The organism is Clostridium neonatale, from assembly GCF_001458595.1.
Lineage (GTDB): Bacteria > Bacillota > Clostridia > Clostridiales > Clostridiaceae > Clostridium > Clostridium neonatale.
On record NZ_LN890328.1, the window covers coordinates 636,414 to 647,930 of the forward strand.

The 11,517-nt window shown below is 28.1% G+C and carries 13 protein-coding genes; 7 read left to right on the forward strand and 6 right to left on the reverse strand.

Going from position 1 to position 11,517, the window contains the following annotated elements; all coding sequences use genetic code 11:
- The first annotated feature begins 10 nt into the window (after nt 1–10).
- Nucleotides 11–328, forward strand: a complete 318-nt coding sequence (gene ppnP / locus BN2920_RS10045; RefSeq protein WP_058294877.1) for a pyrimidine/purine nucleoside phosphorylase — start codon at nt 11–13, stop codon at nt 326–328.
- Between the two features lie 100 nt (nt 329–428).
- Here the strand turns inward: ppnP and bioB are convergent, their stop codons facing one another.
- A complete protein-coding gene (gene bioB / locus BN2920_RS10050; RefSeq protein ID WP_058294878.1) occupies nt 429–1,382 on the reverse strand; it encodes a biotin synthase BioB in 954 nt (317 codons plus the stop codon).
- Between the two features lie 10 nt (nt 1,383–1,392).
- Nucleotides 1,393–1,944 (reverse strand): biotin transporter BioY, encoded by a 552-nt coding sequence (locus BN2920_RS10055; protein WP_058294879.1) that lies wholly within the window; start codon nt 1,942–1,944, stop codon nt 1,393–1,395.
- Nucleotides 1,945–2,123: 179 nt separating this feature from the next.
- Here BN2920_RS10055 and BN2920_RS21000 point away from each other — a divergent pair, with 179 nt between their 5' ends.
- The gene (locus tag BN2920_RS21000) at nt 2,124–2,303 is read left to right on the forward strand and encodes a helix-turn-helix transcriptional regulator (RefSeq protein WP_083498764.1); all 180 of its coding nucleotides are present in this window, start codon (nt 2,124–2,126) and stop codon (nt 2,301–2,303) included.
- Nucleotides 2,304–2,476: 173 nt separating this feature from the next.
- Here the strand turns inward: BN2920_RS21000 and dapB are convergent, their stop codons facing one another.
- The 3 genes from dapB to BN2920_RS10070 form a co-directional block, all read right to left on the reverse strand.
- Nucleotides 2,477–3,232 (reverse strand): 4-hydroxy-tetrahydrodipicolinate reductase, encoded by a 756-nt coding sequence (dapB, locus tag BN2920_RS10060; RefSeq protein ID WP_058294880.1) that lies wholly within the window; start codon nt 3,230–3,232, stop codon nt 2,477–2,479.
- 10 nt (nt 3,233–3,242) lie between these two features.
- On the reverse strand, nt 3,243–4,121 hold the full coding sequence (gene dapA, locus BN2920_RS10065) for a 4-hydroxy-tetrahydrodipicolinate synthase (RefSeq protein ID WP_058294881.1): 879 nt from the start codon (nt 4,119–4,121) through the stop codon (nt 3,243–3,245).
- 74 nt (nt 4,122–4,195) lie between these two features.
- The gene (locus BN2920_RS10070) at nt 4,196–5,194 is read right to left on the reverse strand and encodes an aspartate-semialdehyde dehydrogenase (RefSeq protein ID WP_058294882.1); all 999 of its coding nucleotides are present in this window, start codon (nt 5,192–5,194) and stop codon (nt 4,196–4,198) included.
- A gap of 336 nt (nt 5,195–5,530) precedes the next feature.
- Here BN2920_RS10070 and BN2920_RS10075 point away from each other — a divergent pair, with 336 nt between their 5' ends.
- The 4 genes from BN2920_RS10075 (at nt 5,531) to BN2920_RS10090 (ending at nt 8,921) form a co-directional block, all read left to right on the forward strand.
- Nucleotides 5,531–5,794: an alpha/beta-type small acid-soluble spore protein gene (locus tag BN2920_RS10075; RefSeq protein WP_058294883.1), complete on the forward strand. Its 264-nt coding sequence runs from the start codon at nt 5,531–5,533 to the stop codon at nt 5,792–5,794.
- Between the two features lie 107 nt (nt 5,795–5,901).
- Nucleotides 5,902–6,639, forward strand: coding sequence for a class I SAM-dependent DNA methyltransferase (locus BN2920_RS10080; protein ID WP_058294884.1), 738 nt, complete (start codon nt 5,902–5,904; stop codon nt 6,637–6,639).
- Between the two features lie 26 nt (nt 6,640–6,665).
- Nucleotides 6,666–7,541: an Hsp33 family molecular chaperone HslO gene (gene hslO, locus BN2920_RS10085; protein ID WP_058294885.1), complete on the forward strand. Its 876-nt coding sequence runs from the start codon at nt 6,666–6,668 to the stop codon at nt 7,539–7,541.
- 321 nt (nt 7,542–7,862) lie between these two features.
- Nucleotides 7,863–8,921, forward strand: coding sequence for an NAD(P)H-dependent flavin oxidoreductase (locus tag BN2920_RS10090; protein ID WP_058294886.1), 1,059 nt, complete (start codon nt 7,863–7,865; stop codon nt 8,919–8,921).
- An 883-nt stretch (nt 8,922–9,804) separates the two neighbouring features.
- Here the strand turns inward: BN2920_RS10090 and BN2920_RS10095 are convergent.
- Nucleotides 9,805–10,614 carry a tyrosine-protein phosphatase gene (locus tag BN2920_RS10095; protein WP_058294887.1) on the reverse strand — a complete coding sequence of 270 codons (810 nt, stop codon included), beginning with the start codon at nt 10,612–10,614 and terminating at the stop codon, nt 9,805–9,807.
- A 224-nt stretch (nt 10,615–10,838) separates the two neighbouring features.
- Here BN2920_RS10095 and BN2920_RS22505 point away from each other — a divergent pair, with 224 nt between their 5' ends.
- The gene (locus BN2920_RS22505) at nt 10,839–11,504 is read left to right on the forward strand and encodes a putative quinol monooxygenase (protein ID WP_307993461.1); all 666 of its coding nucleotides are present in this window, start codon (nt 10,839–10,841) and stop codon (nt 11,502–11,504) included.
- Nucleotides 11,505–11,517 lie beyond the last annotated feature (13 nt).

The following is an 11,517-nucleotide window of genomic DNA, read 5'->3' on the forward strand; positions in this document are numbered from 1 at the left end:
GAGTTAATAAATGAGTGAGTTTAAAAATGTAACAGCAGTAAAGAAAGCAAATATATATTTTGATGGGAAGGTGACAAGTAGAACAGTTATATTAAAAGACGGTGAAAGAAAGACATTAGGAATAATGCTTCCAGGAGATTATGAATTTGGAACAGGTGATAAAGAAGTGATGGAAGTACTTCAAGGATCAATGGATGTAAAACTTCCAGGAGAAGATAGGTTTACAACTTTTAAAGAAGGTGAAACTTTTACAGTACCTGCAAATTCTAAATTTAATTTAATTATAAAGGAAGTAGTAGATTATTGTTGTTCTTATATTAAGGAATAAAAAAATTATATAGTATAGATAAGTTTTTTAAGTAATATAAAAGCAGAAGTGGCTATTAACAAATGTAATCACTTCTGCTTTTTGTGTATTAATTATAAGATTAAAGATAATACCCAATATTTTGTAGTAACCTTTTATCATATTCGATATTAGTTCCAGTTGTAGTAAGCATATCTCCAGTAATGGTTGCATTAGCACCAGACAAAAATGCCGATTTTCCAAAATCATTCATAGAGATACGTCCGGCGGCAAGACGAATTTCAGCAGAAGGATTTATATATCTGAATAAAGCTATTGTCCTTAATATCTCTTCATGACTTAAAGAAGTTTGATTTTCCATTTTTGTCCCTTTGATAGGAATTAGAACGTTTATTGGAATAGAATTAACTTCTAGATTAGATAAAGTAAAGGCCATATCTATTCGGTCTTCCATGGTTTCACCCATTCCGATAATTCCACCAGAACAGATTTCAAGTCCAGCTTTTTTTGCAGATTTTATTGTATTTATTTTATCTTCATAAGTATGAGTACTACAAATATCTTTAAAATATCTTTCTGATGTTTCAAGATTGCAGTGATATCTTGTCACACCAGCTTCTTTTAGTCTCATGAAATGATCATAATCAAGTAATCCATGAGATGCACAAAGATTAATATTACAATATTTTTTAATAGCGTCATATGCTTTAATGGCTTTTTCAAAGTCATCATCTGAAAGTGCTTTACCAACAGTAACAATAGAATATCTATGTACACCTCTTTCAAAATGATATTTAGCATCTTCTAATATTTTTTTAAGCGGTACAAAATCAGTTTTCTCTATACATGAACTATTATGTGCAGATTGAGCACAGAATTTACAGTCTTCGCTACAATGACCTGTTTTACCACTTATAATTGAACAAAGTGATGCTTTATTATCACAAAAGTGTTCTCTTAAAGTATTAGCGCCATCACATAATGTTTCTGTATCCAAATCATAAAGAGTGGACATGACAATAGATTTCGTTATTTTATATCCATTAATAATATCATTTACTATTTTATCAGCCATATTAATACCTCTAACTATAAATTAATTTTAATGATTTGAGTTTGTTTCTTATTTTAAATCCAATTAAAGTACCACACATTATTTTTAATGAATCACCAATTAAGTAAGGTATGACCCCCATAAATAGTGCCTGCATAAAAGTTAGACTTAGTTGTTTCGCAAGCCAGATTGTACCAAAAGCATAACATATAAGTGTTCCTAGTATCATACCGATGGCATACATATAGATTTTATCTTCGAATTTTTCAACAAATAAACCAGTGATTATGGCACAAAAAATATATCCAATTAAATATCCTCCAGTAGGGCCACCAATCTTAGAAAGTCCAGAGGTAAATCCTGAAAATACAGGAAGGCCAACTAGCCCAATTAGAAGATATATAATAACACTTAATGTACCTTTCTTTGTTCCTAATATACTGCAGCTTATATAAATCATAAGATTACTTAATACAATTGGAACTGGACTAAATGGCAATGGAATAGAAAATGGTCCAATTATACAAAGTAATGCGCTCATTAAGCCTATTGTTGTCATGTTTCTAGTATTAATTTTATTCATTTTTATTTTCCCCCTTTTGTTAATTAATAACTTTTACTAGATTAAGTATAAACCGGAAGAAATAGATTGTCAACTTTTGAAATGGGGATTGGGTTGACAATATAAAATGTATAGTGCACTTTATTAAAAATATAAAGTTAACTATACTTTTAAAGGCAATATTTATTGAATAATATAGAATAAATGAATTAAGAAAGCTAAGAAAAATAACTCAAGAAGAATTGGCAGAAAGTGTGAAAATTACGCGTCAGACAATAATTTCGATTGAAAATGGAAATTATAATGCATCACTTATACTATTACATAAAATTACAAAATTTTTTGAATTATCAATAGAAGAGGTATTCATTTTTGAGTAGGAGTAAAAAATGTTTTCATCAGTATTTAATAATTAAAAAACATCATATAAAAATAATGTAAGTAAGTTTCAAGATTATAAATTTAGGACTGAATTTAAATACAGTAATTTTAATTCAGTCCTTTTAGAAATTAAAATATCAAATTTAAATTTGATTAAGATTTAATTAGATAATTAATCAAGTCCAATAACATCATTCATGTCATAAAGTCCTGGCTGTGTTATAGAACCCATGTATTCACATGCTTTTAAGGCACCAATTGCAAATACTTCTCTTGATATTGCCTTATGAGTAAGCTCAATAACTTCACCAGTGCCAGCAAAAATAACATCATGATCACCAACAATAGATCCGCCTCTTATTGCATGAATACCAATTTCGTTTTGTTCTCTTTTGCAGTTACCAACTCTTCCATATACATATTTAGTTTCATCTTTTAAAGAATTTTTTATTGTATCTGCAAGAAGAACAGCAGTACCACTTGGAGCATCAACTTTTTGATTATGGTGTTTTTCTATGATTTCTATATCATAATTGCCATAAAGCATAGGAGCAACTTTCTTTAAAAGAGAGTTTATTAAGTTTATTCCAAGAGACATGTTTGCTGATTTAAATAGTGGAAGAGATTTACTTTTTTCATTTATTAAATCTAATTGTTGCTCTGAAAAACCAGTTGAGCAGATAACAAATGGTTTTTTTGTTTTTTCTGTTAAGTTTAATAAACCTTCAAGTGCATCAGCTCTTGAAAAATCTAATAATACATCGTATTCCACATTCATTTCGTCTGCACTTTTAAATACAGGATAACCTATTTCTGTTGGAAATTTATCTATTCCTGCAACAATTTCAAGATTGTTAAATTGTTTACTGCATTCAGTAATAATTTTTCCCATTTTACCACAGCAGCCGCTTAATACTATTTTTATCATATTCATCACCTTACATTAATTTATTTTCTTCTAAAACAGCTTTTAATTTTTCTTCATTTTCTTTGTTCATTTCACAAAGTGGAAGCCTTAATGGACCAACTTCAAGATTCATTAAATTCATTGCTGTTTTAATTGGTATTGGATTTGTTTCTATAAATAGAGTATTTGTTAAAGCTAACGTATCTAGTTGGATATCTAAAGCTTCTTTAAATTTGTTGTCTAGGCAGTTTTTTGCCATGTTATGAACAGTTTTTGGAATTATATTAGCTAAAACTGAAATAACTCCAATTCCTCCAAGTGACATTATAGAAACGATTTGATCATCATTTCCTGAATATATATCTATTTTATCTCTACATAAAGCCTTTATTTGAACAACTTGACTTATATTACCACTAGCTTCTTTTATAGCTACGATATTATTAAGTTTACAAAGCTCAAGGAGAGTAGTTGGCATAATATTTACACCTGTACGTGAAGGTACATTATAAAGAATTATAGGAGTTTTTACTTCATCGTTTATAGCCTTAAAATGCTTTATAAGACCTGTTTGAGTAGTTTTATTATAATAAGGTGTAATAACAAGTAATCCATCAACACCTACACTTTCAGCATATTTACTCATAGAAATTGCAGAAGATGTACAGTTTGAACCAGTACCTGCAATTACAGGGATCCTTTTATTTATTACATCAACCGTAAATTTAATAGTTTTCTTTTTTTCTTCTTCTGTCATTGTGGTTGCTTCACCAGTTGTACCACATATGATTATGGCATCAGTTCCTTGGGAAATGTGCCATTCAAGTAAAGTTCGTAGTTTTTCATAATTTACACCTGTTTCAGTAAAAGGTGTAACTATAGCAACACCAGAACCTTTGAATAATGACATTTTAATTCCTCCATTATACATTGATTAGTTAGATTAAGGAAGTGATATTAGGCATCACTTCCTTATAATAAAAATTATTTATCTTGTGCAATCATTTTTTCCGCGATTTGTATAGCATTAAGAGCTGCACCTTTTCTTATGTTATCACCAACAACCCATAGGTTTACTCCATTATCAACACTAAAATCTCTTCTTATTCTTCCAACATATATATCATCTTTACCAGAAACTTCAAGTGCAGTTGGATATTTTAATTCCTTAGTATCATCATATACAGTTACACCTTCAGTGTTTCTTAATAATTCAAATATATCTTCAATTTCAAATTCACTATTTAATTCAACATTTATGCTTTCGCTATGTGAGTTTAAAACTGGAACTCTAGCGGTAGTAGCTGTTACCCTTAAATCAGGTTCATGAAGAATTTTTCTTGTTTCTTTAATCATTTTTTCTTCTTCCTTAGTATAGCCATCTTCAAGGAAAACATCTATATGAGGTAATACATTACCAGCTATAGGATATGGAAATTTTTTTGGCTGAGCACCCTTAATTCCATCTTCTAAATCTTTAATACCTTGCATTCCTGCACCAGATACTGCTTGATAAGTAGAATATACAATTCTCTTAATACCATATTTGTCATTTAATGCTTTCATTATTGGCATAGCTTGAATTGTTGAGCAGTTTGGATTAGCAATAATACCTTTTTTAGTATGAAGTTTAATATCTTCTGGATTAACTTCTGGCACTACAAGTGGTACATCTGGATCCATTCTCCAAGCACTACTATTATCAATTACTACAGCGCCATATTGTGCAAAAATAGGTGCAAATTCTTTACTTGCATCGCCACCTGCAGAGAAAAGTGCATAGTCTATTTTTTTATCTTTTATATTTGCTTCACAAGTTTCTTCAATAAGATAATCCTTTCCTTTAAATGATAAAGTTTTTCCTGCTGATCTTTTTGAAGCAAAAAGATATAAATTTTTTACTGGAAAGTCTCTTTGTTGTAATATTTCTAAAAATTTTCTGCCTACATTTCCAGTAGCCCCAACTATTGCGACATTATACACAATAATCCCTCCTATTAAATAATAATTCATATGTATGTATATAGAAATAATAATGCTGAAATTTATTATTTCTATATATACATATAAATACTATAGTTAAATATTGCGCAAATATCAAGTCAATAGAGGAAATAAGTTGAAAAAAATTATAATATATAAATTTGGCTTTTCTATAAATAAAAATTGTGAATAATTTGCAGATTAAAACAAATACTAAATTGTAAAAGAGTGGGTCGATAAAACTTAAAATATCTATTAGTTATATGGAATAGTAAAGATATTACAAGGTAATAATAAAAATATATATTATAAATTTTTAGTGCGGAGGAATTAAAATTGAGCAGTACACCATTAAAAAAAATAATAAAGTCAAAATTAAAAGGAAATAAAGAGCTTACTGAAATAGAAAAAATGAGAGAAAAAATAAAATATGAAATAGCAGAAGAATTAGGACTTGGAGAAAAAGTTGAAAAAGAAGGCTGGGGTGGACTTTCAGCAGAAGAGACAGGACGTATTGGAGGGCTTATGACTAAAAGAAAAAAAGAACTTAAAATTCCATCTAATGATGAAATTCTAGGTAGAAAAAAGAATAAGATATAATCTACTAAATGAATCGAGTACCTTAAATAATTGACTATGTACAAATTTAAGATATAATATACTAGATGAAATAGTGTATTAATAGAATTTAAGGGCGTGATTTATAGATGGCTTATAAAGAATTTGCCAATATATATGATGAATTAATATATGAAGATATTGATTATGATGAAATTTCTGAAAAGATAATAAGTTTAAGTAATGAGAATAATATAGAATTTGAAGATTATCTAGATTTAGCATGTGGGACAGGTAATGTAGGCGTAAGAGTAGGAAAGTATTTCAAAAACATGTATGCTGTGGATCTATCTAATGATATGCTAAATATAGCATTTGAAAAATTTAAACAAAATAAAATAAAAGCTAAAGTCATATGCCAAGATATGAGTGAGCTTAGTTTAAATCATAAATTTAATCTTATAACATCTGTTTTGGATTCAACAAATTATATAACAGAAGAAGAAGATTTATTTAATTATTTTAAGCGTGTATATGATCATCTAAAGGATGATGGATTATTTATATTCGATATTAATTCGTATTATAAACTATCAGAAATTATGGGGAATAATATTTATACATATAGCAGTGAAGATGTTTTTTATACATGGGAAAACACTTTTGAAGATAATATATTAAACATGTTCTTAACTTTTTTTGTTAAAAACGAAAATAATCTTTATGAAAGATTTGAAGAAGAACATTTTGAAAAAGCATATCAGGAAAAAGATATTGAAGATATATTAAATGAAATAGGATTTAATATATTAGGAAAGTTTTGTGGTTATTCAGATTTAAAGCCAGATAACAATAGTGAAAGAATACTTTATGTTTTAAGAAAATAAATTGTATTTAGGAGATGGAAAACATTATGGAAGATAAGATTATAAAAGCTACAGCAAAAGATGGTATGGTAAGAATAATTGGAGGAATAACAACCAATTTAGTTAATGAAGGTACAAAAATACATGAATGTACTCCAGTTGCAAGTGCAGCTTTTGGAAGAATGATGACAGCAGCTGCATTAATGGGAAGTACGTTAAAAGGTGAGAAAGAAATAATTACAGTAAAGATTAATGGCGGTGGAGAAATTAATGGAATTACTGTTACAGCTCATAATGATTGTACTATAAAAGGTTTTATTGGTAATCCATATGTAGACAGACCGCTAAATGAAAAAGGAAAGCTCGATGTTGGAGGAGCAATAGGAACTAATGGATTATTATATGTTATAAAAGACTTAGGATTAAAGGATCCATATGTTGGTCAAGTTCCAATACAAACAGGTGAAATAGGTGATGATTTTGCATTTTATTTCACAGTTTCAGAACAAACTCCATCAGCTGTATCACTTGGAGTATTAGTTGATAAAGATTTATCAATAAAATGTGCAGGTGGTTTTATTGTTCAAATGATGCCTGGTGCAGATGAACTTCTTGCAGATGTTATAACATACAGACTTCAAGAAATTCCACCGATAACAACTATGATAAATGAAGGAAAAACTATTGAAGAAATATTAGAATATATTTTTGAAGGTATGGATTTAAAAATATTAGAATCTATTAAGCCTGAATATAAATGTGACTGTTCTAGAGAAAGAGTTGAAAAAGCATTAATTTCAATAGGAAAATCTGAACTTCAAAATCTATATGATGAAGGAAAAGAGGAAGAAATAGTTTGTAATTTCTGTAATAAAAAATATAAGTTTACTAAAGAAGATATAGGAAGGTTAATGGATAGATAATATAAGATACGTAAGAGGCTGCTTATATAAAAGTTTTTATATAAGCAGCCTTTTTATATAAGTATAAAAATTTAGAAAATAAGAAAGTAAGTATTATAACAAAACTATTATAAATTATATTAATCACCATTAAATAAATCCTATTGTAGAGATTTTTCATTAACAATGAATGATATATAAAATAAATTTATATAATAAAGCTATTATTTATAATTCTATATATTGACATAATTTAATACCTATATTATATTAATAATATACTAAGTAGTTTTTAAAACTATATTCTAAATTTTTGACAACCATAAGGATGGAGGATTTTATATGAATTTAAATTCATTAACAATAGGGGACTTAGTTGCTAAAGTTCCAATAATACAAGGTGGTATGGGAGTAGGTGTAAGTTTATCATCACTTGCTGGAGCAGTAGCAAAGGAAGGCGCAATAGGTGTAATATCAGCAGCGCAACCAGGATATTTAGAAGAGGACTTTGGAAAAGATTCATTAAGTGCTAATGTAAGAGCGCTCGGAAAACATATAAAAAAAGCAAAAGAAATTTCAGATGGTGGTATTATAGGCATAAACATCATGTGGGCAACAAGAAATTATGAAGAGTATGTAAAATGTTGTATAGATAATGGTGCAGATTTAATTATATCTGGAGCAGGACTTCCTTTAGATTTACCTAAATTTGTAGAAGGATCAAATATAAAGATTGCTCCAATAGTATCACCACCAAAGTCAGCACGGGTTATATTAAAAATGTGGGATAGACGATATAAAACAACAGCAGATATGGTTGTTATTGAGGGACCAAAAGCTGGAGGCCATTTAGGTTTTTCTAATGAAAGTTTAGAGGAATATGAAGGTAAAGAGTATTATGATAAAGAAGTAATTGAAATTTTAGAAATAGTCAAAGAATATGAGATAAAATATAATAAAAGAATTCCTGTAGTATTTGCAGGAGGAGTGTATGATAGAAAAGATATAGACCACTATATTGGTTTAGGATGTGCAGGAGTACAAATGGCAACAAGATTTGTTGCAACTGAAGAATGCGATGCAGATATAAACTTTAAAATGGCATATATAAATTCAAAAAAAGAAGATATAATGATAGTAAAGAGTCCAGTTGGAATGCCAGGACGTGCTATAAGAAATAAATTCATGGAAGAAAGAAAATTAACCAATGAAAAAATAAGTAAATGCTATAAGTGCTTAAGAAAGTGTGATATGGCTACTATACCATATTGCATAACAGGAGCATTAGTACGTGCAGTAAAAGGTGATGTAGATAATTCATTAGTTTTTTGTGGTGAAAATGCTTATAGATTAGATAAGATTACTACTGTGAAAGAATTAATTAAAGAGTTAACTGAATAGAACATATAAATAAGGGACGTAGAACTAAAGTTTAGTGAATGACACCGAAATAAAGCTCTCAAATTTGGCTCGCTTACTACCAAAATGAAGCTAAAAATTTAAACATCAATGATTGTACCCAAAACCGTTTGCTCCAATGTAAAATTAGACAAACAATTTTGGAACAATCATTGATGTAAAAATTTTAAAGCTCCATTTTGGAATGCAAGTCTCCGCCCAATATGAGAGCTTTATTTCTTTGTTTCATCTAAAATCAAAGTTTCAGTATTATTGGTGTTACACATAAATACATTTTTAAATTAAGGAATAGTTATTTATAGATGTTAAAGATTTAAAAAGTTAATATTTTACCATTTTTTAAAAGATATAGATTTATAAATATCAGAATATAAATTCTTACGAATTTGCTTATTCTATGCTGATTAAGGTGATTTTTATAGGTAACTTTATAAGTTACCTCCATTGAATTAGAAGATATATCTTAAGGCATAGAATATAAAAAACATTAATCATAATTAAAATAAATTGGGTATATATGATTTTAGAGAAAAACAAAGAAATTCAATATATGAATACCCGACTCATATTCATTCGCTGGGTAAGCGATTCACACCAAATCACAGATTTGGGTTCTCTGCTTAGGCTTAGTATTGTATTGGAAATTTCAGCTTTTAAATTCTTTGGCAGAGGCTGTTCCAAAATTGTTTGTCCAAAACTTGTTTTTTTGGATCAAACATTTTTTGGTGCAGCCTCTGCCATTAGAATTTTTAGATGAAATTTCTCTACAATCGAGCCTATCATATATTGAATTTCGGTTGTTATCCACTAAACTTTGATTCTACGTCATTTATTTATTTCGTCTATAAATTGAATGTGAGAATAGCTATTCTAAATACATTTCTTTTAAAGTGCTCAGTCTTTCTGCTGTTAAATTCATTTGACTTTCTAGAAAATTTTTCATAGAACCAAAATTTATATCAATTGTATAAAAAACAGAATTGATATAGCTTTCCTTAACAGTAAATAAAGCTTGTATATGTGAGATATCTGTGACATTTTTAACTTTTGATGAAATTATATTAACTAGAGAATCTATTTGTTTTTTTGTAAATTCATTAACCATCAAATAATCTGCGATTATAAGTTCTCTAGGGATATCTAATGCACTTAAAAGTAGTGCAGTTCCAACACCAACACGATCTTTTCCAGCACTGCAATGCCATAATATAGCCCCTTCATTTGAATTAAGTAGTATATTAAAAAAATTTCTATACTGCTGCAGTGAAAATTCGTCACAAATTATGCTTTTATATATATTCATCATGTATTTTTCACCATCAAAATCTGGCCTATCTATATATTCTAGAAGCTTTGAATTTGAATCTGTTTGAGAGTTGTTTTCCTTTGTTATGCCTAAAGTTTTTTCTTCCAATATTGGATTTATAACTACATTAACTTTTTCTAAAACTGGGTCAGGTTTCTCATCTCTTTCAGTCTTTGTACGAAAATCTATAATTGTTTTTAAGTTATATTCATCTAATAATATTTTCTTATCATTATCTGATAAATTATATAATTCTCCACTTCTTATCAATTTATGTGAACGTATTTTTCTTCCGTCTAAGCTTTTAAAATAACCTAAATCACGAGTGTTATATAATCCTTTAAGTTGAATCTTGGTAATATTGTGCATATGCATATCTCCTTAATTGTGAATTTTATATTACTATAAGGTTTCAAAAGAAAATTATAATCAGAGTATATATCCATATAGTCTATATAAATATTGTATAGTAAGTTAAAAGAAGTTGTAAAGAAAATGAGAGAATTAATTTATAGATAATGTTATAATGACTATATTAAGGGAATGAATAATGTTGATAATAAGCAATTAATATGTACAAGGAGAAGAGGAATATGTTTAATTCGGAATTTTGTGAAGTAAATTATTTAGAAAAAGAAAATGTAGTGTTTCTAACATGGAAAAAGTTTTGTAGCAGTGATGATTATAGAAATCCAATTATGTATGCTTTAAAATTATTAAATGAGCATAAAGGAAGTAATTTTATATGTGATGCAAGAAATGGATTTGAAGATGAAAAAGAAGATGTAGAATGGGCAGTAAATGAATTTTTACCTGCAATGGGTAAAGCAGATTGTAAAAAAGTTATATTCATAGTAGACGAAATAAACCCTATTGAAGGGAAAATAGATATGTTTATGAAAGAATTTATGAAATATTTTATAGTTGAAAAAGCAGCATCTTTAGAAGAAGCACTTTTAAAAGTGCCATATGAAATTATTTTAAATGTTATATATACAGTTAAAGATGGGACAAGGCAGGACTTTTATAATGAGATAGTTAAAGAAAAGATTGATCAATTATCTAGAGATGAAGAAGGTAATATTAAATATGAATATTATTTTCCAGTGGAAGATGAAAACAAAATACTTCTTATTGAGGTGTGGAAAGATGCTGAAGCTCAGAAACTTCATAATAAAAGTGAACATTTTGAAAAGCTTCAAAAAATTAAAGAAAAATATGTTATAAATGTTCAATTTGAAAGGTTTTATCTTGTATAACATATATTTTGTA